Raw genomic sequence first — 24,030 nt, forward strand, 5'->3', positions numbered from 1 at the left:
TTTGCCTTGCAGCGAAGGCGCTGACATGATCGCTTGCGCTTGAACAATCGTTGCTGATTTGCTTCACGTGCATTTTCGGGGGCTGTCAGCGGGGGACGATAAACACGCGGCGCTAGCTGATCCGGAAGGAAAAGGTGCGCGGCGTGGTTCCCATGCAAACGAATGAGGGATAATACGTGCCGCCCCTACACAAGACTTTTCTATCAGCCATACTTGTTTCGGCGACCGCGCTTTCGCCGCTGGCAGCATCCGCCGAAACCATCACCGGCGCGCTCGCCAAAGCCTATCAATACAATTCCCAGCTGAATTCCGCCCGCGCGGGCACCCGTGTCACCGACGAGGGCGTGGCCATCGCCAAGTCCGGCTACCGCCCGACGATCAGGGGATCGGCTAGCATCGACTACACGAGCAGCCGCAACAACAACCTTGGTCAAACCTTAAATATCACTACGGGCAATTTCGGGGTTGAGATCGACCAGACGCTGTTCGACGGCTTTCAAACCAAGAACAATGTCGCCGCCGCCGAAGCGCAGGTCAGGGCCTCGCAAGAAAGTCTCCGCAACACCGAAGAGAACATCCTGTTCAACGCGGCAAGCGCCTACATGGATGTGATCCGCGATCGCCAGATCGCGGTCCTGACCGCACAGAACCTGCAATTCCTGACCGAGCAGGCGCGCGCCGCGCGGTCGCGCTTCGAGGTCGGAGAGGGCACCCGCACCGACGTCGCACAGGCCGATGCCTCGCGGGCGACCGCGGTGGCGCAACTCGCCAGCGCTCGCGCGACGGCGCTGGCAAGCGCTGCGACCTACCACCAGATCATCGGCGACGAGCCGGGCAAGCTCAGGGCTGCCGCGCCGGTTGGAAAGCTGCTGCCGGGAAGCCTCGATTCGGCCTTCGCCATCGCCGCCGCGGAGCATCCGGCCATCCTTGCCACCGAGCATCTCGTCGACGCCGCGGCCTTTTCGGTTAAGTCGGCCGAAGGGGCGCTTTTGCCGCAGCTTTCCGCCAGCGCCGGGATTTCGAGCCAGTATCGCAACACCTCGCCCGGCGTTTTTGCATCGGCGGGTTCCGAAGGAACGACCAATTCGGCCAATATCGGTGCAACGCTTACCGTGCCGATCTATTCGGGCGGGCGCACCTCTGCGCTGGTCCGCCAATCGAAGGAATCGCTCAGCCAGGCCCGCATCGAGGTCGACGTCAGTCGCGACCAGGTGCGCCAGGCCGTGGCTTCGGCGTGGACGCAATACACCGCCGCGCGCGAAAGCGTGGATGCCAACAGGCAGGTGATCGCCGCCGCGCAACTGGCGCTCAACGGCGTCATCGAAGAACGCAATGTCGGCCAGCGCACGACGCTCGACGTGCTCAACGCGCAGAACGCCGTCATCACCGCCAGGATCAACCAGGCGAGCTCCGAGCGCGATGTCGTCGTGGCGAGCTACGCCATCTTGTCGGCGATTGGCCGCCTGTCCGCCGGCCAACTCGGCCTGGCGGTCACGAAATACAACCCGGAAGAGCACTACAACGCCGTCAAGGACAAGTGGATCGGGCTGCGCACGCCGGACGGTCGCTGATCCTTTGGCATTTCCAAAAGCGCCGCGTGTCCAATGGATGCGCGGCGCTTTTGCATTGGAACCAAACGGTCGGCTGTCGGCGGCATGGCGAGCTAATCTGTTGAAATCCAACGTCTCCCCAGATTGGGGATTCTCGGATGACGATCGGTCGGTTACGCTGTCCGCATTGATTCGAATTCCGGTCTAGCCGGAATGGAAATCTTGAATGGTCACAAGGGCGGCGGATGTGACGATGGCGACAGCGAGCAGCGCGCAGCGCGAACCTTCCATGGAAGAGATACTTGCTTCCATCCGAAGGATCATCGAGGACAGCGACACCGGCCGCAAGCAACCGGCGGCGGACAACGGTGACGTTCGCCAGGACCTCCGGCCGACGCCGGCGGCGCAGACGGCCGACCTTGATGATGCCTTCCGTTCCGAGCTCAACGTCGGATCCGCTCCCAGCAAGCCGGTGAGTCTGGCGGAAATACAGGCCCAGCTTGCGGCGTCCGATCCGACGATCGCCGAGACGAGCCCTGAACCGGTGAAGACCGCGCCCGCTCCCACCACCCTGGCGGAAGTCGGGGCCAGGGTAGCCGCCGAGCCGGACACCCCGGCGGTTGCGGGGAGCGCGGCGAGCGTGCCGCAAGGTGCCGATACCATCGTCGCCGATTGGCGGCGCGAGATCGCCGCCGTTGGCGGAGGTTCCGTCAAGGCGAAGGTAGCAACTCCGGAAGTGGCGCCCGAAGTCGAGATCGACGAGGAGGATCTTGCGGCGCCAACGGCCGAAACCGCGGCGCCTGGCAACGTTCCGGCGCCATCCTCGTCCGACCTGCCGCCAGCCCGGCCGGCAATCCTGTCCGAGCATGCGGGCCGTCAGGTCGCGGCGGCCTTCGGCGAGCTTTCCGATGCCTTCGCCAGCCGCAGCAAGAAGAGCTTCGACGAGATGGCCGAGGAGATGCTGCGACCGATGCTGCAGGACTGGCTCGACAACAACCTGCCGACACTGGTCGAACGGCTGGTGCGCGAGGAAATCGAGCGCGTGGCGCGCGGCGCGCAGTGATTTCGTCTGGGCTTTCAGCGTAAAAGCGCCGCCGTCGGGCCATGCTTTTTATCTCCGCGAAAATGCGGCCGCGCGATTTGTCTTGCGATGAGTCGTGGGCTTGCCGCTGATCGCCGCAAGCCTATCTGGGCAAGGCGGCTCATCCTTCTCGCGGTTGACTCGGCCAAGAGCTTCCGATTTACACCGGACGCTTGTTCCCGACAGTTCGGACTTCCTCCATGCTTGATAAAACCTACGACGCCAAGACCGTCGAGCCGAAGATCGCCAAAATCTGGGAAGAGACCGATGCGTTCCGCGCCGGCGCCGGCGCGGAGGAAGGGGCGGAAGCCTTCACCATCGTCATCCCGCCGCCGAACGTTACGGGCTCGCTGCATATGGGGCACGCGCTCAACAACACGCTGCAGGATATCCTGGTGCGGTTCGAGCGCATGCGCGGCAAAAATGTGCTGTGGCAGCCGGGCATGGATCATGCCGGCATCGCCACGCAGATGGTGGTCGAGCGGCAGCTGATGGAGAGGCAGATCCATCGCCGCGACCTGACGCGCGAGGAGTTCATCGACAAGGTCTGGGAGTGGAAAGCCGAATCCGGCGGCGCGATATTCAACCAGCTGAGGCGGCTCGGTGCCTCGGCCGACTGGGGCCGAGAGCGCTTCACCATGGACGAGGGTCTGTCCAAGGCGGTGCTGGAGGTGTTCGTCACCCTCTACAAGCAGGGACTGATTTACAAGGACAAGCGCCTTGTGAACTGGGATCCGAAGCTGTTGACGGCCATTTCCGACCTCGAGGTCGAGCAGCATGAGGTCAACGGCAATCTCTGGCATTTCCGCTACCCGGTCGAAGGCCTGGCGTTCGATCCCGAGAATCCGCAGACGTTCATCACCGTCGCCACGACACGCCCGGAAACCATGCTGGGCGACACGGCGGTGGCGGTTCACCCCGACGACGAGCGGTTTCGCGACCTGGTCGGCAGGAACGTCATCCTGCCGATCGTCGGCCGCAGGATACCGGTTGTTGCGGATGAGTATTCGGATCCGGAAAAGGGTTCCGGCGCGGTCAAGATCACCCCGGCGCATGACTTCAACGACTTTGAGGTCGGCAAGCGCCACAAGCTGCCGGCGATCAACATCCTGACCGTCGAAGCCTACATCAAGCTCAAGGATAACGAGGAGTTCCTTGCAGGTCTTGAAGTGACGCCGCAGCGCCAGGCCGTCTGGGATGAGCTCGACGGGCTGGATCGCTTCGTGGCGCGCAAGAAGATCGTCGAGCTGATGGAAGCGGGCGGCTTCCTGGAAAAGGTCGAGCCGCATCGCCACACCGTGCCGCATGGCGATCGCGGCGGCGTGCCGATCGAGCCGTTCCTCACCGACCAGTGGTACGTCAACGCGGCGGAGCTCGCCAAGCCGGCCATTGCCTCTGTGCGCGAGGGCCGCACGAACTTCGTGCCGAGGAACTGGGAGAAGACCTATTACGACTGGATGGAGAACATCCAGCCCTGGTGCATCTCGCGGCAGCTGTGGTGGGGGCACCAGATTCCGGCCTGGTACGGGCCGGACGGACGCGTCTTCGTCGAGAAGACCGAAGAGGAGGCGCTGGCTGCGGCGGTCGAATATTATTTGGCACTGGAAGGCCCGTGGAAGGCCTGGGTCGAGGACAAGCTTGAGAATTTCAAGCCGGGCGAGATCCTGACGCGCGACGAGGACGTTCTCGACACCTGGTTCTCCTCGGCGCTGTGGCCGTTCTCGACGCTCGGCTGGCCTGACCAGACGCCGGAGCTGAAGACCTACTACCAGACCGACGTGCTGGTGACCGGCTTCGACATCATCTTCTTCTGGGTGGCCCGGATGATGATGATGGGCCTGCATTTCATGAACGAGGAGCCGTTCCACACGGTCTATGTTCATGCGCTGGTGCGCGACAAGAACGGGCAGAAGATGTCGAAGTCGAAAGGCAACGTCATCGACCCGCTCGACCTGATCGACGAGTATGGCGCCGACGCGCTGCGCTTCACCTTGACCGTGATGGCGGCGCAGGGGCGTGACGTGAAGCTCGACCCGGCGCGTATCGCCGGATACCGCAATTTCGGGACCAAGCTCTGGAACGCCACGCGCTTCGCCGAAATGAACGAGGTCGCCAGGAACGACGATTTCTGGCTGCACGACGCCAAGCTCGCGGTCAACCGCTGGATCCTGACCGAGCTGACGCGGGCGGCGCGGGCGATCACGGAGGGCATCACCACCTACCGCTTCAACGAGGCGGCCGGCGCCGCCTATCGCTTCGTCTGGAACTTGTTCTGCGACTGGTATCTGGAACTGCTTAAGCCGGTGTTCATGGGCACGGACGAGGCGGCCAAGGCGGAGAGCCGGGCCTGTGTCGCCTTCGTGCTGGACGAGATCTACAAGCTGCTGCACCCGATGATGCCGTTCATGACCGAGGAGCTGTGGGCGCAGACCGCGGGCGAGGGGAAGGAACGCACCTCCCTGCTTTGCCACGCCGCCTGGCCCGCACCCGATTTCGAGGATGACGAGGCTGCCGCCGACATCAACTGGCTGGTCGAGCTCGTCTCCGGCATTCGCTCGGTGCGCTCGGAAATGAACGTGCCGCCGGCGGCGATCGCGCCGCTGATGGTGATCGGCGCCAATGCCCTTACACAGGAAAGGCTGGAGCGCCACGCCCAGGCCATCAAGCGGCTGGCGCGCGTCGGCGACATCGCGCTGGTCGATGCGCCGCCGAAAGGCTCGGCCCAGATCGTCCTGAACGAGGCGACCGTCTGTCTGCCGCTCGGCAGCCTGATCGACCTTCAGGCCGAAGCAACGCGGCTGCAGAAGGAACTGGCCAAGGTGACCGAGGAGATCGCCCGCCTGCACAAGAAGCTCTCCAACGAGAAGTTCGTCGCCAACGCGCCGCAGGAGGTGGTCGAGGCAGAGCGCGAAAAGCTCGCCGAATATCGCGAGGCGCAAGAGAAGCTTTCAGTCGCCCTGACCAGGGTCCGAGACGCCGGGTGACCGGCAAGATTCGGCTCCGCTGGAGGGCGCTTTACGAAGCGTCACTACACTCGGATAAGGGCCTGCCGTTGGGTTAATTTTGACGTAAACGGAAAGTTTTGGCCCATTGTTGCCGTAATGTAACAATGGGGCCTATTCCGTTCAAAATGGCCCGTTTTTGAGCTGTTTCGGACCGTTTTTGCAATTTTTTCTCTCGCGCCGATCCCGAGTGAGCCGCTTTTAGGCTCAATGGGCGGTCGATGACCATGGCGAAAATACGAGCTGTCAAGGTGTACATGTACAGCTCACGAATTCGTTGTTGCGCCGTTAACCTGAATTGGTTCTAGCTTGCCCCACTTCGTGTTTCGGGGAGGATTTCCATGAACGTTTTGCGGCTCAAAGCACTGCTGGGGGCAGGGTGCTTTTCGCTGGCTTTGATCGGAGCGGCGATGCACCCGGTGCATGCCGGTGGGCTCGAGCGCGGCGGCTACGACATCGACCTGCTGTTCGACCCGGCGCCGTTCGCGACGGAAGCGGAAGCTACCTATGTGATGCCGGATCGCAAGTACAAGAATGCGACTGGTCTGAATGGGACATTCAATTTTCTCAGTTCCACGGCGGATGGCGCCGAGGGTTATTGGGTGCCGCGCATCGGGGGCAAGGTTCAGGTTGTGCCGGGCGTCGACTGTATGATCGACTATTCACAGCCGTGGGGCGCTCACACCGCCCCTGGCGCGTCGTGGAATGGCGCTTTTTCCAACGTTGAAACGGACATCAAGAGCAATAACTACGCTGGTACCTGTTCATACAAGTTCGATGTCGGTAAGGGCCAGCTCCGCTTTATCGGCGGCGCGTTCTACCAGGATATTTCAGGCTTCAAGCAAAGCTTAGTGGGTTTCAATCCAGTTGGGCCGTCACCGATTGGCCGCGTCGACCTGGAGGCCAGCGGCTGGGGCTGGCGCGCTGGCGTTGCCTACGAAATCCCTGAGATCGCACTCCGCGCCAGCTTGGTCTATAATTCCCAGGTCAAGCTCGACAACATCTCCGGCACCCTGACGTCACCGACATTACCCACGGGTTCTGCGCCGATCTACGGCAGCACTCAGTACATGCCGGACTCCGTGGAGTTGAAATTGCAATCCGGCATCGCGCCAGGCTGGCTTGCTTTCGGTTCGATCAAATGGGTGAACTGGAGCGTGCTGCAGAGCGTTCCCATTTGTATTGTCGGGACTCCCACCGCCGCATGTTTTACGGGCAATGATGCTTCCGGCTCTCTTCAGGCCACCTCGCTGGACCTGATGTATCGCGACGGTTGGACGGTGTCCGGCGGCATAGGCCATAAGTTCAACGATCAGTGGAGCGCCGCCGGTCAGCTCACCTGGGATCGCGGCACTTCGCACGGCTATGGCGCGCAGACCGATACTTGGACACTCGGGGGCGGCGTTGCCTACACGCCGCGGCCGAACATCGAGGTTCGGTTGGCTGGTGCATTCGGTGTGCTGACCAGCGGGCATTCCGGCATCGTGACCGGAGACAACGGTTATCAGGCCGGCACCGACGCCAGCTACGACTTCGGCAACGATCTGGTCACGGCGATCTCGGGTGGCATAAAGATCAAGTTCTAAGCCGCTCCCGCAATTCCGCGAAGAAGGCCGGGCACCGCCCGGCCTTTTTCTGTTGGGCAATCAACGCCTGGGCTGGTTGGCCGATCCTGTGTTGCAAATTAGCTGCACAGCCGGCGCTTCAGACGATTGTGACGTTTCAGCAACAGTTTATGAACAACCCCGAAGCTAAAAGGCTAGCCGAGGGAACTGCCCATTTCCCGCCATAAACCCGGGGCAACTCGAATAGGTCTCGGGATGCGTGCCAGGTTGGCTCGGCGATGGGACCGGCCGCGGGGTGTGCGGCAAGGACGACGATGGACGCCAAGGCAATCTCCAAGGCCAAGCTGCCCAGCCGCTACGTGACCGAAGGTCCGGCGCGCGCACCACATCGTTCATACCTTTACGCCATGGGACTGTCGGCGGCCGAGATCGCGCAGCCGCTGGTCGGCGTCGCCAGCTGCTGGAACGAGGCCGCTCCCTGCAACATCTCACTGATGCGCCAGGCGCAGGTGGTGAAGAAGGGCGTCGCGGCCGCCAATGGCACGCCGCGCGAATTCTGCACCATCACCGTCACGGACGGTATCGCCATGGGCCACCAGGGCATGAAGTCGTCCCTGGTGTCGCGCGAGGTGATCGCCGATTCAGTAGAGCTCACCATGCGCGGCCATTGCTATGACGCGCTGGTCGGGCTTGCCGGCTGCGACAAATCGCTGCCCGGCATGATGATGGCGATGGTGCGGCTCAACGTGCCGTCGATCTTCATTTATGGCGGTTCGATCCTGCCCGGCAGCTACCGCGGAAGGCAGATCACCGTGCAGGATGTGTTCGAGGCGGTCGGGCAGCATTCGGTCGGCACGATCTCCGATGCCGAGCTGCTCGAGATCGAGCAGGCGGCCTGTCCGTCGGCAGGGTCGTGCGGCGCCCAGTTCACCGCCAACACCATGGCGACGGTCGCCGAGGCGATCGGGCTGGCCTTGCCCTATTCCTGCGGCGCGCCGGCGCCCTACGAAATGCGCGACCGGTTCAATTTCGCCTCCGGCGAAAAGGTCATGGAGCTGATCGCGAAAAACATCCGGCCGCGCGACATCGTTACCCGCAAGGCTTTGGAGAATGCCGCGACGGTCGTGTCGGCCACCGGCGGCTCGACCAACGCGGCACTGCATCTGCCGGCGATCGCGCATGAGGCGGGTCTCAAGTTCGACCTCTTCGACGTGGCGGCGATCTTCGAAAAGACGCCTTATATCGCCGACCTCAAGCCCGGCGGCAAATATGTCGCCAAGGACATGTTCGAGGCCGGCGGCATTCCGCTCTTGATGAAGACGCTGCTCGACCACGGCTATCTGCATGGCGACTGCATGACGGTCACTGGCCGCACTTTGGCCGAAAACATGGAGCACGTTGCCTGGAATGAGAGCCAGGATGTTGTGCGTCCCGCCAGTCGGCCAATCACCAAGACAGGCGGCGTTGTGGGCTTGAAGGGCAACCTCGCCCCCGAAGGCGCGATCGTGAAGATCGCCGGCATGTCGGAGCTGAAATTCTCAGGCCCGGCGCGCTGCTTCGATTCGGAAGAGGAGTGCTTCAAAGCGGTCACGCAGCGCAATTACCGGGAGGGCGAGGTTCTCGTCATCCGCTACGAGGGGCCGCGCGGCGGTCCGGGCATGCGCGAAATGCTGTCGACGACGGCAGCGCTCTACGGCCAGGGCATGGGCGGCAAAGTGGCGCTGATCACCGACGGGCGTTTTTCCGGTGCTACACGTGGTTTCTGCATCGGCCATGTCGGGCCGGAGGCGGCGGTCGGCGGGCCGATCGGGCTCATCAAGAATGGCGACGTGGTCTCTATCGATGCCGTTAACGGCACGATCGAGGTGGCGCTGTCGGATGCCGAACTGGCGGCCCGGGCCAAGAAATGGAAGGCGCGCAAGACCGACTATCAGTCCGGCGCGATCTGGAAATATGCGCAGACCGTAGGGTCGGCCCGCGACGGCGCGGTCACCCATCCGGGCGGCGCAAAAGAAACACACTGCTATGCGGACATTTGAGGTGTTGAGGTCATTTGTCTTGCCGGCACTGGTCGCGGTGGCGACCTTGGGCGCCGTCGGGCAGGTCATGGCCTTCGACGACAAGGTGTTCGACGACAAGACCGGGGTCAAGCCGCAGTCGAGCCCGTGGGCGGTGTTCCAGTTCGGCTTCTCCGCCTACAAGAACGGCCACAAGGACCAAGCGGTCGAGGCCTATAAATATGCCGCCGAGAACGGCCAGATCGGCGCCACCTGGAAGCTTGCGCGCATGTATGCCCAGGGCGACGGCGTGGCCCGCGACGACTATGCGGCCTTCAAGTTCTTCTCCGAGATCGTCGATCAGGATGTCGAGCCCGGCTCGCCCGAGGAAAGCTATGTCTCCGATGCGCTTGTCGCGCTCGGCGACTATCTGCGCAAAGGTATCCCCGGCAGCCCGGTCGAGGAGAACGAGGTTGCGGCGCAGGAATACTACATGCGCGCCGCCGCCAACTACCGCAACCCGAACGCGCAGTTCGAGATCGGTCAGATGTTCCTGAAAGGCGAGGGCGGCGTGAAGGCCAGCGTCAAGCAGGCCGGGCGCTGGCTGCAACTCGCGGCCGAAAAAGGCCATGCCGGCGCGCAGGCGACGCTCGGCAATCTGTTGTTCCAGAGCGGCAAGATCGTGCGCGGCCTGGCGATGATGACGGCTGCCTTGGAGCGTGCCCCGCCGGCGGATCAGCCCTGGATCCGCAGCATGCAGGAAGAGGCCTTCGCCGCGGCTGGCGAAGCCGACCGTCGCACGGCGATTTCGCTCGCCGACGACATCCTGACCAAGGGCAACAACGGCGACCAGTAGGCCGCAGCTTCGGCTTCAATTTTCGGTAGGTTCCGTCGGCGCCGTGATTGAGGTCGGGTGCAGTTTCGGCGCCTGATTCTCGCCGGGGCAGTCGTCCTGGACCTTCGTCCAGGACGTGTTGTTGAGAACCATATCGCAGCGGGCGAGGTGACTTTCGCCGGCAATGGTCAGGCAGGCCGTCTCACCGAGCTTGAACGATTTGCCGTTGGCAAGACACTCCGGGGCCGCGAGCGCTGGCGCGGCAAATGCCAGCGCAAGGCCGACCGGGCAAAGAACAAATCGGATCGCCATCGAACCCCGCAACAATCCCGCATCAAACGCGCGATTTGTGGCGACATCAGGGTTCGGCAAGAGCCCGCAAGCAGCGCCTTCAGGCCGGCTGCAAGCGCAGATCGATGGCCACCGGCACGTGGTCGGAAGGTTTTTCCCAGGCGCGGACGTGCTTTTCCACCGAGGCCGACGAGAAGCGGTTGGCGGCTTCGGGAGACAGCAATAGATGGTCGATGCGGATGCCGTTGTTCTTCTGCCAGGCCCCGGCCTGATAGTCCCAGAAAGTATAGACATCCGGCGAATCGGTCACGGCGCGCACGGCTTCCGTGAACCCGAGATTCTTCAGGCGCCGGAAGGCCTGCCGCGTCTGAGGCTGGAATAGCGCGTCACTACGCCAGTTTTCGGGGAACCTGGCGTCGGCGGGCTCGGGGATGACGTTGTAGTCCCCGGCCAGCACCAGCGCTTCCTCGAGCCTCAGCCGCTCTTCCGCCCAGCGCTCTAGCCTCGCCATCCATGACAGCTTGTAGGAAAACTTCCGCTCGTCCTCGACTGGGTTGCCGTTTGGCAGATAGAGGGAGGCGACCCGCAGCGCGCCCTTATCGGTCGAGAAGACGCCTTCGATGAAGCGCGCGTGGTCGTCGGCATCGTCGCCAGGCAAACCGCGATTGACCTCGTCGAAGGGCAGCTTCGACAGGAGAGCGACGCCGTTGAAGCTCTTCTGCCCGTTGGTCTCGACATTATAGCCCAGCGCCTCGATCTCGGCGCGCGGGAACTGGTCGTCGACCGTCTTGATCTCCTGCAGGCACACGATGTCCGGCGCGCTCTCGGTCAGCCAGTGGGTGAGGTTGCCGATGCGGGCGCGAACGCCGTTGATGTTCCAGGTGACGATCTTCATGCGGACCTCAATGTTCTTCCGGCGCAAGGCGCTCGACGAGGCCGATCGTATTGCCTGCCGGATCCTTTAGAAAGGCCATCCATTCGCTTTCCCCCGCCGGACCGAACCGGCCCTCGGTGTCGCGATGGACCAGCGCCGGCGACGCGGTGAAAGGAACACCGGCGGCTTTCGCCTCAGCATGGAAGGCCTCGAGGCCGGCAATATCGAGATAGACGGTGCCGGGGGGCACGCCGTCGCCAAAAAACAGCCGCACGCCGCCCGCGATGATGAAGGCGATGCCCGGCGGATCGTAGCGCGCATGCACGCTCATGCCGAGCACATCGTGCCAGAAAGCCAGCGTTCTATCGAGATCGCGCCCGGCCGACAGCGCGACCTGACGGACCGCGCCGACCGTGGGCATGGCGGCCCGCTAGACGGAGAAGCTGGTGCCGCAGCCGCAGGAGGCGACGGCGTTCGGGTTTCGGATCTGGAAAGACTGACCCATAAGGTCATCGACGAAATCGATCACCGAGCCGCCCATATAGACCAGCGAGAGGTCGTCGATGAGGATCGTGGCGCCATCCTTCTCGATGGCTACGTCATCGTCGTTGCGACTATCGACGAGATCGAACTTGTAGGAGAAGCCGGAGCAGCCGCCGCCTTCGACGGAAACGCGCAAGGCATTCTTGCCCGGCTCGCCGGCCAGAATCCTGGCGATCCGCTTCGCGGCCGCTTCGGTCATTTCGACCTTCATGGCAGTCTTGGCATCCGCGCCCATCGGCGTCACCTTGCTTTCGGTTTCCCATGATAGGTATGAAGCGGACGGGGGCAAGTCAACTGGTGGGCGAATGGGCAAGGATGCTCTCGGTGAGATCGGTTTCGGCTACCGGCCGCGCGCCGTTTACGCGAGCGATCCGGCGCGCTCGCGCGGCCGCCTGTTCGATGAGCCGGAAAGTCCGACCCGGACGCCATTCCAGCGTGACCGCGACCGCATCATCCATTCCACCGCCTTCCGCCGGCTGAAGCACAAGACGCAGGTGTTCATTGCGCATGAGGGCGATCACTACCGCACCCGGCTGACGCATTCGATCGAGGTGGCGCAGATTGCCCGCGCCCTGGCACGCGCGCTGCGCGGCGACGAGGATCTGGCGGAGGCAGTGGCCTTGGTGCACGATTTCGGTCACACGCCTTTCGGCCATACCGGCGAGGAGGCGCTGAACGAAAAGATGGCCGGCTGGGGCGGCTTCGACCATAACGCGCAGTCGTTGCGCGTCGTCACCCGGCTCGAGCGGCGCTACGCCGAGTTCGACGGGTTGAACCTCAGCTGGGAGACGCTGGAAGGGCTGGTCAAGCATAACGGGCCGCTTACCGATGCAAGCGGGAAGGGGCTCAAGGGCCCCGTGCCGCAGGCGATCCGCGACTATTCCGCACTGCACGACCTCGAGCTCGACCGCTTCGCCGGCATCGAGGCGCAGTGCGCCGCGATCGCCGACGATATCGCCTACAACACGCATGACATCGACGACGGCCTGCGTGCCGGCCTGCTGACGCTGGACATGCTGGAAGACATCGGCCTGCCGGGCTCGATCCTGAGTGGCGTGCGCGCCCGCTACCCACAACTCGACGACGTTCGCACCGGCCACGAGCTGATGCGGCGGCAGATCACGCTGATGGTGGAGGATGTTATTGCTGCCGCTACCGACAATATCGAGCGCCTCAAGCCGGACAGCGCCGATGCGGTGAGGGCCGCGGGTGAGACGATGGTCACCTTCTCGGCCGAAATGGCGGCAGCCGAAAAGGAGCTGAAGGCCTTTCTTTACAAGCATCTCTACCGGCATGCCGAAGTGATGCGCGTGCGGGCCGACGCCGAGCAGATCGTCCGCGACCTGTTCGATGTCTATTTCGCCGACCCGCGCGCCATGCCGGACGGCTGGCGCGAAGGGCTCGACAGGGCGCAGGATCGCATCAAGGCGCGCAGCGTCGCCGATTTCCTGGCCGGAATGACCGATACCTATGCGCTCAAGGAGCACAGGCGATTGTTTGACCATACGCCGGATTTGGGCTAGGGCGAGCCACGATTTTGTCGGCCAAGCAGCCGGTCCCTCTTAAAGCCCAGAGCATACCCGATGAATATCTTCGCCGATTTCAACGCGCGGATCGTAAGAGCCGTCGAAGCCCTTGATCTGAAGGACAAGGATGGCGGAGCGCTGGATCTGTCGCGCATCGCGGTCGAGCCGCCGCGCGACGCCGGTCATGGCGACCTTGCCACCAATGCGGCGATGGTGCTGGCAAAGCCCACCGGCCAGAACCCGCGCGCGCTGGCCGAGCAGCTGACCGCAGCGCTGCGCAGCGATGCCGACATCGCTTCCGCCGATGTTGCCGGCCCGGGCTTCGTCAATCTCCGGCTGAAGGACGGCTTCTGGCAGGCGCATTTGGCAGTGCTGCTCGGCGAGGGCCGCAACTATGGCCGCTCCAAAATCGGCGGCGGCCGCAAGGCCAACGTCGAGTATGTCTCGGCCAATCCGACCGGCCCGATGCATGTCGGCCATTGCCGGGGCGCCGTCGTCGGCGACACTTTAGCCAACCTGATGGCCTTCGCCGGCTACGATGTGACCAAGGAATATGTCATCAACGATGCCGGCTCGCAGATCGACGTGCTTGGACGCTCGACCATGCTGCGCTATCGCGAGGCGCTCGGCGAAGCAGTCGGCGAGATTCCGCCAGGCCTTTATCCAGGCGACTATCTGATACCCGTCGGGCAGGCGCTGGCCGAACAGTTCGGCCTCGGCCTGCTGGAGATGCCGGAAGACAAGGCGCTGGCGATCGTCAAGGATCGCACGGTCGACGCGATGATGGCGATGATCCGCGAGGATCTGGCGCTGCTCAACGTGCATCATGACGTGTTCTTCTCCGAACGCACGCTGCATGCCGACAACGCCAAGAAGATCCGCGCGGCAATCGCCGACCTGACGCTGAAGGGCCATATCTACAAGGGCAAGCTGCCGCCGCCGAAGGGCGAGAAGCCGGACGACTGGGAAGACCGCGAGCAGACGCTGTTCCGCTCGACCGCGGTCGGCGACGACATGGACCGGGCGCTGGTGAAGTCGGACGGCTCGTTCACCTATTTCGCCGCCGACGTCGCCTATCTCAAGGACAAGGTCGAGCGCGGCTTCGTCGATCTCATCTATGTGCTCGGCGCCGACCATGGCGGTTACGTCAAGCGGCTCGAAGCGCTGGCGCGCGCGGTCGCCGGCGACACGGTCAAGCTCACGGTCCTGCTCTGCCAACTGGTGAAGCTGTTCCGCGACGGCGAGCCGGTCCGGATGTCGAAGCGGTCAGGGGATTTCGTCACGCTGCGCGACGTGGTGGAGGAGGTCGGCCGCGACCCGATCCGCTTCATGATGCTCTACCGCAAGAATGATGCGCCGCTCGATTTCGACTTCGCCAAGGTCACCGAGCAGTCCAAGGACAATCCGGTGTTCTACGTGCAATACGCTTCCGCGCGCTGCCACTCGGTGTTCCGGCAGGCGAGCGAGCAATTGGGCGAAGCGAATTTCGACCGCGACCGGCTTGTGGCTTCGGTTGCGTCGCTGACGGACGAGGGCGAAATCGGCCTGATCCGGAAACTCGCTGAATATCCACGGCTAATCGAATCCGCGGCGCTTGCGCTGGAGCCGCACCGGCTGGCATTCTACCTCTACGATCTGGCGTCGAGCTTCCACGCACACTGGAATCGGGGCACCGACAACCCAGACTTACGTTTTGTTAAGGTTAACGACCCACAATTGACGTATGCCAGACTGGGGCTGGTGCAGGCTGTTTCGGATGTTTTGACCTCCGGCCTGACGCTGATAGGAGCTGATGCGCCTACCGAAATGCGTTAGGTTTGACTAAAAAGCCTGTCACCTTTTGCCCACATTGCGCTGGTAAGGGCCAACCCTGCGCGACGTCCATGGCGTCCGACTGTGTGCGAGTTCGGGAACAATAATGGCAGACAGAACCCAGCTGAAAGTAGCCGCAAGCAATCATATCGCCGACGACGATCCGTTCGCCGAACTGACCCGCATCATGGGTTTCGATCCGCGTCAACCGGTCAGGCCGCAGTCGCCGGCGGCCGCAAAGGCTGCGCCCGCGAACCAGGCTGCCGATGGGGCCGACTTCGACATCGACCTCGAAAAGGAGCTGATGGGCGACTTCGACATTGCCGAGGAAAGCGAGCCGGTGGCGCAGCAGGCTGCCCAGGCTGCGCCGGCTTACTGGGCTGCCACTCTCAGCGACGACGAGCTCGCCGCTTCTCTCGAACGGGATTTCGTCTTCGACGATGCGGCGGATCACGCCCATTTTGCCACGCCCGCTGTTGCCACGCCCCCAGCGCCGGAGCCGGCCGCGGACACGGCATACGACGATGATTTCGAGAAGGCGGTCGCGCGTTCGTTGGAAGTCTCGCCCGTGCAGGACGAGCTTTCCGTCGACCAGGAAATGGCGGCCTCGCTGGATGAGGGCTTCTGGATCGACGACCAGCCTGACACGGACGAGAGCGCCGCCGCGGCCGCCGAGCCTGCGGCTGTCGAGCCTGCTGTCCTTGAGCCTGCGGACGAGACGGCGTTCGACGCCGATTTCGACACTGCGGTCCAGATGTCGCTCGAGGACGAGTTGGCCTTCGATGACCGTGATATTGAGCCCGAAGGCGCCGACGTGCAGCCGATCGAGGCTCACGCCGCTGTCGACCAGCCGATCGCCGCTAAAGACTACGAGAGTGGGTCCGATCAGGCCGAATTCGTTCGGGCCGCAGTTGATCAGGCCCATCTCGATCAGGCTCATTTTGATCAGGCCCAATTTGAGCAGGCGACGGCTGATATCGCCATGGATATCGATCAGCCGCAGCACCTGATCCTGGAACAGGAACTGTCGGTCGACGACGAGCCATCGCCGGCCCTCGAGGCGCCTGTCGGGGCCGAGCATTTCGCCGCCGATCCCGAGCCCGCCTTCGATCCCCAACCCGATCACGGATCTGTAGCCGATCAGGTCTTCGAAGACGATTTCGAGCTCAGCTTCCGTGACGCGCTTGCCGAGGAGCCGGAAGGTCCGGCTGTCGATCCTGAACCGGTCGCCGGTCACGAGGCCGCGGCCGAGGAGGTCTTCGGAGACGATTTCGAACTCAATTTCGACAACGTGCCGTTCGGGGATCCGGAACCGCCGGCTGCCGAGGCCGTCGCCGCGGCGGAGCCGCCATTTGCCGAGCCTGCTCCTTCTGCATCGGCACCGGTTCCGCCGGTTGCGGCAGTCGACCCGGCTAAGCCGGCCGCAGGCGAGCGCAGCCTGGAAGACGAACTCAATGCGCTGCTTGGCGCCATGACGGCGCGGCCAATTCCGGTTGCGCCGGTCCCGGTTGCTCCCGTGCCGGCCGCCGCATCGGCACCGCGGTCGGTCGTTCAGCCGGCTGGCGACACCGACCAGAAGGCTGGCGTGGGCGATGAGCTCGATTGGGACCTCGACGCACGCAACGAGCCCGCCTACGGCACGCAGATCGCCCAGTCCGCCGATGCCGATCTCGATAGGCTGCTCGCCGGCGAACTCGACCGGCAGGGCTTCGAAGGCGCGGCTTCCGAACAGGATGCCGAACCCAGCATAGATTTCGATGACGAGGCTTTCGACGCCGCCTTCGCCAAGGGCATCGAGATGGACGCGCCTGTCGCGCCTGCCGAGCCGCCAAAGTCGTGGAGCCGCGTGACCCCGGTCGCAGCGCCGGTGCACGCCTCTTATGCCACGCAGCCTGCGGCTACGGCGCCGCAAACCGCGGCCCCTGCCTACGAACCGGTGAAGGATTATTCCGCATACGCCAAGCCGGCGCCGCAGATGCCGACGCCTGCCTATCGTGCGGAGCCGGCGAAGGACTATGCCGGTTACGCCACGCCGGCCCCGGCGCCGCAGATGTCGGCGCCTGCCGATCGTGAGGAGCCGGCGAAGGACTATGCCGGTTACGCCACGCCGGCCCCGGCGCCGCAGATGTCGGCGCCTGCCTATCGTGAGGAGCCGGCGAGGGACTATTCCGCTTACGCCAAGCCAGCCGCGACGCCGCAGTCTCGCCAGCAGGAGGAAATGCCCGATGTCGAGACGGTCGACGTGCCGGAGCGCGTGGTGGCGTTGGCCGACGACCTCGACATTCCGGAGCTCAGCTTCGAGGAGGATCAGCCTGCGGCGCCCGCCTATGACGATCTCGATGCCGAGTTTGCCGGTCTGCTTAGCGAGATGAACGCAACCGAGATCGCTCAGGCGCCTGTGCAGAGCCGGGGCTATGAGGACGACTCCCACAATGCCGGACTCAAGACCGGCTACGACCGCCGCGAGTTGCGGGCCGAGACGGCCGCTGCACCGGCGACCCTGTCCTATGCCGCAGCTGCAAGCCAATTCGATGCAGACGATTTGCCCGGCAGCCGGCCGGTCTCGCAGGCGGACGACTTCGCCGTCGACGAACTTGACTACGATCCTGAGCTCGACGAAGCGATGACTGTGCCCGGCTTTGCCGAGCGCGAAGCCGCGAAGCCGCGAAGCCGTGGCATGATGCTTGCCGCGCTCGTCGGCGCCGTTGTGGTCGCGGGCGGTCTCGGCGCTCTCGCCTTCTCCTTTGGCGGCAAGGGCGGCAGCGAAGCGCCCGTGATCGTGAAGGCGGACAATTCGCCGATCAAGGTCAAGCCGCAAAACCCGGGCGGCACCGTGGTGCCGAACCAGGACAACAAAGTCTATGACGCCGTGGCCAAGGGTGGGGCGGCCAAGCCCGCCGAACCGGCGCAGCAGAAACTGGTGACCAACACCGAGGAACCTATCGACGTGGCGTCGAAAGAACCGGCGCAGAGCCGGATCGTCGACCTTTCGCCTGACGACGCCGACGCCGCGCCTGGCACCAACTCAGCCGGCAATGCGGCCGCGGCAGCGCCGGTTCCGGACACAGCAGCTCCGGCCGCAGCCGCGCCGGCACCGGCCGAAGCAGCGCCGGCTCCGGAAGCCGCAGCGCCGGCACCGGAGGCCGCAGCGCCCGCACCGGACGCAGCAGCGCCGGCTGACGCCCAGGCCGCCGCCCCCGCAACCCCACAGCAGGCCGCTCCGGCGCCGAAATCGGAAGACCGCATCGCCCAGGTTCTGCAGGAGGCAGACAAGGGGACCAACAACGATGTCGTCGCCGTGGCGCCGCGCAAGGTGAAGACCATGATGGTGAAGCCTGACGGCTCGCTGGTTCCGCGCGAGGATCCGGCTCCCGCGCCGCAGGTCGCGGCAACCGAACCGACCGATCCGGCGCCGCAGCACGTCGCTTCCGCCGGGCAGGGCGATGCCCAGCCGACAGGCGCCGTCACGCCGGCAACCGATCAGGCTGCCGACCAGGGCGGTGATGACCAAAGCGCTGCCGCCGCGGTGAAGCCAGCCGCCGCGGCGAAGACCGAAGCCAGGGTCCAGTCCGCCAACACGCCGGCGAAGGTGCCGGTGGCGCCGCCGCGTCCGTCCGATCAGCCGGTCGATATCGTCGGCGAGGTCAAGCCCGACCAGGTCGCCTCCATCGATCCGGCGGCGGCAGGCGGCGGCTCGTGGTCGATGCAGATCGCTTCGCAGCCGACGGTTGAAAGCGCCCAGTCCACCTACCAGGACCTGCAGCGCCGTTACGGAAGTGTGCTCGCCGGACGCACAGCCAACATCGTCAAGGCGCAGATCGCCGGCAAGGGCACTTTCTACCGAGTCCGGGTCCCGGCCCAGTCGCGCAACGACGCGATCAATCTGTGCACCAACTACAAGGCGGCCGGCGGCACCTGCTTCGTGTCGCGCTGATCATTTACCACCGTTCAGAGCCGGCGTCGCCGCGAGGCCGCGCCGGCTTTTTCGTTGTGGACGGCTGTCGTCATTCATGCGGCACCGGTCAGGGGTGATTCCCCTTTGGTTCGCAAAATCTTAGAGCGGTTCAGCGCCGGCAGAATCACCGAACCCGCATAACTCCTTGTTTTTACGGAATTCCGGACGCAAAACCGTTACACACTTTTCCTGGAATTGCTCTAAGCTTCGATCCATGACCGAATCAAAATCCATGATCCTCGGCTGCGCCGGGAAATCCCTCACTGAAGATGAAATCCGCTTCTACGGCGACGAACGTCCTTGGGGCTTCATCCTGTTCGCGCGCAATGTCGGCGAGACCGAGCAGATCCGCGACCTGGTCGCCTCGATGCGCGAGAGCGTCGGACGCCCGGATGCCCCGGTCTTCATCGACCAGGAGGGCGGCAGGGTGCAGCGCCTGCGACCGCCGCTGGCGCCGAACTATCCTGCAGGCGGAGCGCTCGGCGCGCTTTGGCGCGACGATCGCGAGGCCGGCCGCCGTGCCGCGTGGCTGCTCGCGCGGCTTCACGCCTTCGATCTGCTGCGCCACGGCATCACCGCCGACTGCCTGCCGGTGCTCGACGTCCCCATTGCGGGCGCCAGCGATGTCATCGGCGCGCGCGCGTATGGTATGGAGCCCAATGCCGTGATCGAGCTTGGCCGGGCTTCGGCCGAGGGTCTGATGTCGGGTGGCGTCCTGCCGGTCATGAAGCATATTCCCGGCCACGGCCGCGCCTTTGCCGATACGCATTTCGCGCTGCCGACGGTCGACACGCCCCTCGCCGAGTTGCGGCAACATGATTTCGCCCCGTTCAAGGCGCTCAACCACCTGCCGATGGCGATGACGGCGCATGTCGTCTACAGCGCGATCGACCCGGACAATCCGGCGACGACCTCGGCCAAGGTCGTCAACGAGGTGATCCGTGGCGAGATCGGCTTCGACGGGCTCCTGATGAGCGACGACACCTCGATGAAGGCACTTTCTGGGGATTTCCCGACAAAGGCGGCCGCGATCCTTGCGGCGGGCTGCGATCTCGTCCTTCACTGCAACGGCGTTTTCGAGGAAATGTCGGGGATCGCGTCGCGTACGACGATGCTCGAAGGCAAGTCCTTGGCGAGAGCGGAGCGGGCGCTGGCCTATATAAAGGACCGCGACGTCGCGGACGAAAGCACCATACGCGCGGAATTCGCCACCTATTTCGACGCGGTGGCCTGAACCGAAGGGAAAGCAAGGCAAGTGGCGGAAACATTGGACAGCAAGGCCGCGAAGGCCGCACCGATGGACCGTCTGTGGGCCGAGAACGACAAGTCACGTCTGACCAGCGACCCGTCGCTGGTGGTCGATGTCGCCGGCTTCGAGGGCCCGCTCGATCTTCTGCTGCATCTGGCGCGCAACCAGAAGGTCGATCTCGCCCGCATCTCGATCCTGGCGCTCGCCGAGCAATATCTGGCCTTCATCGAGAAGGTGAGGGCGCTGAGATTGGAACTCGCGGCCGACTATCTGGTCATGGCGGCATGGCTTGCCTTCCTCAAGTCGAAGCTGTTGATCCCGAAACAGCCGGGCGAAGAGGGCGAGAGCGGCGAGGAACTGGCAGCGGTGCTGCAGTTCCGGCTGAAGCGGCTGGAGGCGATGCGTGATGCCGCTGCGCGGCTGGTCAACCGCAACCGGCTAGGCCGCGACGTCTTCGCGCGCGGCATGCCGGAAATGGTGATCGTCGAGAAGCGCAATGCCTATTCGGCCTCGCTCTACGATCTGCTGACCGCCTATGCGCAGCAGCGCCAGCGGCAGGCGATCAGCAACGTGACGATCGCCAGGCGCGCCGTATGGTCGCTGAAGGACGCACGCGACGTGCTGGCACTGCTGGTCGGAACAATTGGCGACTGGACGGCGCTCGACAGCTTCCTGATCCAGTATCTGGCTGCGCCGGAAGAAAGGCGCACGGCAGTCGCCAGTTCGTTCGCCGCGACACTCGAAATGGTGCGCGAGGGCAGGCTGGAAGTGCGGCAGGATCAGGTCTTCGCGCCGATCTATCTGCGCGGCCGTGCACAAGGGGTCAAGGCAGTCGAGGTGGCATCATGAGTGAACGCGCCAACGCTTCGGTCATCCCGTTCAAGGTCGAGGACGAACCGGAAGACGAGATGGCCGAACAGGGTTCTATCGAGAACCCCGCCGAGCGGCTGCAATTGTCGGAAGCCGTCCGCATGGCCGAGGCGATCATCTTCGCCAGTGCCGAGCCGGTTAGCGAAAGGCAACTGGCGGCGCGTTTGCCCGAGGGCGTGAACATCGCGGCGGCAATGGCCGATCTGCAGGAAATCTACGCCAAGCGCGGGGTCAACCTGGTGCGGGTCGGAGACGCCTGGGCGTTCCGCACCGCCGGCGATCTGGCTTTCCTGATGAGCCGGGACTCGGTCCAGCAGAGAAAGCTCTCCCGCGCGGCGCTCGAAGTGCTGGCGATCATCGCCTATCATCAGCCGGTCACCCGCGCCGAGATCGAGGATATCAGGGGGGTCGAGACCTCGAAGGGCACGCTGGACACGCTGCTGGAGACGGAGTGGGTCAGGATGCGCGGCCGCCGCCGCACGCCCGGCCGTCCCGTGACCTACGGCACGACCGACGCTTTCCTCGATCACTTCGCGCTGGAGGAGATCCGCGACCTGCCCGGCATGGAAGAGCTGAAGGGCGCCGGATTGCTTTCGACGCGCATGCCGTCCAATTTCTCGATGCCGGTGCCACCGGCCGATCCGGACGCGCTGGCCGAGGACGAGGATGCGCTGACCGATATCGACCTCGAGGAGCTCGGATTGCTCACGCCGCGCGTCACCGAAGAGTGAGTGCGAAACCGATACGAATGGTTTATTAGCAGGGGCTGCGCGGATTCGTAGCAAGGCGCTCACGCCGAAAGTGCGTGACATCCGCTAGCCATTTTACCAACTTCATTGCGGTTGTGTTTGAATCCCCGAGCGAAAACGCATAGATCATCGCCGAGGGAAAACATTCGAGAGAGATTGTTATGGGTTCACTATCGATATGGCACTGGCTGATCGTTCTGGTCATCGTGCTGCTCCTGTTCGGCCGCGGCAAGCTGCCGGAGCTGATGGGCGACATGGCCAAGGGCATCAAGAGCTTCAAGAAGGGCATGGCTGAGGACGATACCGACGACAAGCGGACCGTCGAGCACCGCGCCGACGAGACCGTATCGCCGGGCAAGGAAAAGGTCAGCAAGAGCTGAGTCCGGTTGTTGCTTTGAGCATGTCGTTGTCCCAGAACCCTTTCGTGTTTTTGGGCGACAGGCTCTCGTTGGAATAGATTGCCATGTTCGAAGTCGGCTGGAGCGAGCTGCTGGTGATCGCGGTCGTCATGATCGTGGTCGTCGGGCCGAAGGATTTGCCCAACATGCTGCGCACGTTTGGCCGCACCGCGGCCAAATTGCGCGCCATGGCGGGCGACTTCCAGAAGCAGTTCAACGACGCCCTGAAGGAAGCCGAGCTTGACGATGTCAAGGACTCGGTCGACAGCCTTCGTGGGCTCAGCCCGATGAACGAAATCCGCAAGCAGCTCAATCCGTTCGAGCAGGCGGCGGCCGACGTTCGGGCCGGCGTCGATACGATGATGAAGCCCAAGCCGGCTTCCGATCAGGCGCCCTCGGATGCAACGACCCCGCAGCCTGCCGAGCCGCTGAAGAACGGCGCGACGGAGATCCCGGGCATCAACGGAACCGACGTCGCCCCGGCTGTGCCGATGTCCTCGCCAGCTGCGCCGATCTCCCCGGCCTTGAATGAGGCCTCCGTGACCACGCCCATTGCGGAGACCGCCGGGTCCGCCCAGCCGGCGAAAAAAGTGGCCGCGTCGAAGACGAAAGCCGCCGGTGCAGCGGCGAAAGCGGCATCGGCCAAGGCTCCGGCGCCTAAAGTCCCGGCAAAATCTGCGCCGGCGGCGGCAAAGGCCGCAGCGCCTGCTAAGGAAGCGGCACCCAAGGTTGAGGCCAACCCCGCGGCGAAGAAGCCGGCCGTGAAAAAGGCCGCCGATGCCAAGAAGACGGCAGGAGCCGCCAAGTGAGCGTCTCGGACAAGGAGAGGGAAGAGATCGAAAAATCCTCGGCGCCGCTGATCGAGCACCTTGTCGAGCTGCGCCGGCGGCTGATCTGGTCGCTGGGCGGCTTCTTCATCGCCTTCCTCGCCTGCTTCTTCTTCGCCAAGCGCCTGTTCAACCTTCTGGTCGTCCCGTTCAAATGGGCGACGCAATGGGCTGGGCTCGACCCGCACAAGGTCGAGCTGATCTACACGGCGCCGCAGGAGTTCTTTTTCACCCAAGTGAAGCTCGCCATGTTCGGCGGCATGGTCATCGCTTTCCCGCTGATCGCCACGCAGATCTATAAATTCATCGCGCCGGGTCTTTACAAGAACGAACGCAGCGCCTTCCTGCCGTTCCTGATTGCGTCGCCCATCCTGTTCCTGATGGGCGCCTCGCTGGTCTATTTCTTCTTCACCCCAATGGTGATGTGGTTCTTCCTCGCCATGCAGCAGGTCGGCACCAACGACCAGGTGCAGATCTCCTTGCTGCCGAAGGTGTCGGAATATCTCAGCCTGATCATGACGCTGATCTTCTCCTTCGGCCTAGTGTTCCAGCTGCCGGTGGTGACCAGCCTGCTGACGCGCGTCGGCCTTCTGTCGTCGCAGGCGCTGGCCGAGAAGCGCAAATGGGCGATCGTCATTGCCTTCGTCGTCGCCGCGGTGTTGACCCCGCCCGATCCGATGAGCCAGATCGGCCTCGCTCTTCCGACCATCGTGCTCTACGAGGTCGCGATCTTCACTTCGCGCCTGATCGAGCGCAGCCGGGAGCGCGACCGTCTGGCGCGCGACAGGCAGGAAGAGGCAGGCAGCGCTGTCGCCGGAAAGACGCCGGACGCGCCGTCAACCTAGCGCTAAACCTGGTCCCAGGCCTGAAAAACACGGCTGCCGGCTGCTGCTGTCTTGCATCGAT

Annotated in this window: 19 protein-coding genes; 15 read left to right on the plus strand and 4 right to left on the minus strand. The window is 64.0% G+C overall.

Annotation, left to right across the window (positions count from 1 at the left end):
- The first annotated feature begins 176 nt into the window (after positions 1-176).
- From P9217_RS19470 to P9217_RS19495, 6 genes are all read left to right on the plus strand, one after another.
- The gene (locus P9217_RS19470) at positions 177-1,571 is read left to right on the plus strand and encodes a TolC family outer membrane protein (RefSeq protein WP_278087660.1); all 1,395 of its coding nucleotides are present in this window, start codon (positions 177-179) and stop codon (positions 1,569-1,571) included.
- A 232-nt stretch (positions 1,572-1,803) separates the two neighbouring features.
- Positions 1,804-2,613 (plus strand): PopZ family protein, encoded by an 810-nt coding sequence (locus P9217_RS19475; protein ID WP_278087869.1) that lies wholly within the window; start codon positions 1,804-1,806, stop codon positions 2,611-2,613.
- A 218-nt stretch (positions 2,614-2,831) separates the two neighbouring features.
- A complete protein-coding gene (locus tag P9217_RS19480; RefSeq protein ID WP_278087659.1) occupies positions 2,832-5,615 on the plus strand; it encodes a valine--tRNA ligase in 2,784 nt (927 codons plus the stop codon).
- A gap of 359 nt (positions 5,616-5,974) precedes the next feature.
- Entirely contained in the window at positions 5,975-7,219 is a 1,245-nt protein-coding gene (locus P9217_RS19485; RefSeq protein ID WP_278087658.1) for an OmpP1/FadL family transporter, read from the plus strand.
- Between the two features lie 293 nt (positions 7,220-7,512).
- Positions 7,513-9,237 (plus strand): dihydroxy-acid dehydratase, encoded by a 1,725-nt coding sequence (gene ilvD, locus P9217_RS19490; protein WP_278087657.1) that lies wholly within the window; start codon positions 7,513-7,515, stop codon positions 9,235-9,237.
- Positions 9,224-10,051 (plus strand): tetratricopeptide repeat protein, encoded by an 828-nt coding sequence (locus P9217_RS19495; RefSeq protein WP_066999951.1) that lies wholly within the window; start codon positions 9,224-9,226, stop codon positions 10,049-10,051. Before ilvD ends, P9217_RS19495 begins: the two co-directional genes overlap by 14 nt.
- A gap of 15 nt (positions 10,052-10,066) precedes the next feature.
- Here the strand turns inward: P9217_RS19495 and P9217_RS19500 are convergent, their stop codons facing one another.
- The 4 genes from P9217_RS19500 to erpA all read right to left on the minus strand — a co-directional run bounded on the left by P9217_RS19500 (position 10,067) and on the right by erpA (position 11,973).
- Complete coding sequence (locus P9217_RS19500) at positions 10,067-10,342, minus strand: hypothetical protein (RefSeq protein ID WP_066999955.1); 276 nt, start codon at positions 10,340-10,342, stop codon at positions 10,067-10,069.
- 79 nt (positions 10,343-10,421) lie between these two features.
- Positions 10,422-11,216, minus strand: a complete 795-nt coding sequence (gene xth, locus P9217_RS19505) for an exodeoxyribonuclease III (protein ID WP_095825616.1) — start codon at positions 11,214-11,216, stop codon at positions 10,422-10,424.
- Between the two features lie 7 nt (positions 11,217-11,223).
- Entirely contained in the window at positions 11,224-11,616 is a 393-nt protein-coding gene (locus P9217_RS19510; protein WP_095778431.1) for a VOC family protein, read from the minus strand.
- A gap of 9 nt (positions 11,617-11,625) precedes the next feature.
- Positions 11,626-11,973 (minus strand): iron-sulfur cluster insertion protein ErpA, encoded by a 348-nt coding sequence (gene erpA / locus P9217_RS19515; protein ID WP_066999964.1) that lies wholly within the window; start codon positions 11,971-11,973, stop codon positions 11,626-11,628.
- A gap of 70 nt (positions 11,974-12,043) precedes the next feature.
- Between erpA and P9217_RS19520 the strand changes: the two genes are divergently transcribed.
- From P9217_RS19520 to tatC, 9 genes are all read left to right on the plus strand, one after another.
- The gene (locus P9217_RS19520; RefSeq protein WP_067329538.1) at positions 12,044-13,261 is read left to right on the plus strand and encodes a deoxyguanosinetriphosphate triphosphohydrolase; all 1,218 of its coding nucleotides are present in this window, start codon (positions 12,044-12,046) and stop codon (positions 13,259-13,261) included.
- A gap of 60 nt (positions 13,262-13,321) precedes the next feature.
- A complete protein-coding gene (gene argS, locus P9217_RS19525) occupies positions 13,322-15,079 on the plus strand; it encodes an arginine--tRNA ligase (RefSeq protein WP_278087655.1) in 1,758 nt (585 codons plus the stop codon).
- A 103-nt stretch (positions 15,080-15,182) separates the two neighbouring features.
- Complete coding sequence (locus tag P9217_RS19530) at positions 15,183-19,010, plus strand: SPOR domain-containing protein (RefSeq protein ID WP_278087654.1); 3,828 nt, start codon at positions 15,183-15,185, stop codon at positions 19,008-19,010.
- 235 nt (positions 19,011-19,245) lie between these two features.
- Positions 19,246-20,265 (plus strand): beta-N-acetylhexosaminidase, encoded by a 1,020-nt coding sequence (gene nagZ / locus P9217_RS19535; RefSeq protein WP_127216655.1) that lies wholly within the window; start codon positions 19,246-19,248, stop codon positions 20,263-20,265.
- Between the two features lie 63 nt (positions 20,266-20,328).
- Positions 20,329-21,129: a ScpA family protein gene (locus P9217_RS19540; protein ID WP_278087868.1), complete on the plus strand. Its 801-nt coding sequence runs from the start codon at positions 20,329-20,331 to the stop codon at positions 21,127-21,129.
- On the plus strand, positions 21,126-21,881 hold the full coding sequence (gene scpB, locus P9217_RS19545; RefSeq protein WP_127324929.1) for an SMC-Scp complex subunit ScpB: 756 nt from the start codon (positions 21,126-21,128) through the stop codon (positions 21,879-21,881). Before P9217_RS19540 ends, scpB begins: the two co-directional genes overlap by 4 nt.
- Before the next feature lie 179 nt (positions 21,882-22,060).
- On the plus strand, positions 22,061-22,279 hold the full coding sequence (locus P9217_RS19550; RefSeq protein WP_066999984.1) for a twin-arginine translocase TatA/TatE family subunit: 219 nt from the start codon (positions 22,061-22,063) through the stop codon (positions 22,277-22,279).
- A gap of 83 nt (positions 22,280-22,362) precedes the next feature.
- Positions 22,363-23,106, plus strand: a complete 744-nt coding sequence (gene tatB / locus P9217_RS19555; protein WP_095825611.1) for a Sec-independent protein translocase protein TatB — start codon at positions 22,363-22,365, stop codon at positions 23,104-23,106.
- Complete coding sequence (gene tatC / locus P9217_RS19560) at positions 23,103-23,969, plus strand: twin-arginine translocase subunit TatC (RefSeq protein WP_095778424.1); 867 nt, start codon at positions 23,103-23,105, stop codon at positions 23,967-23,969. The genes tatB and tatC overlap by 4 nt, the downstream gene beginning before the upstream one ends.
- Positions 23,970-24,030: the final 61 nt, after the last annotated feature.

Origin of the sequence: Mesorhizobium sp. WSM4989, from assembly GCF_029625795.1 — a bacterium.
In the GTDB taxonomy this organism is placed as follows: domain Bacteria; phylum Pseudomonadota; class Alphaproteobacteria; order Rhizobiales; family Rhizobiaceae; genus Mesorhizobium.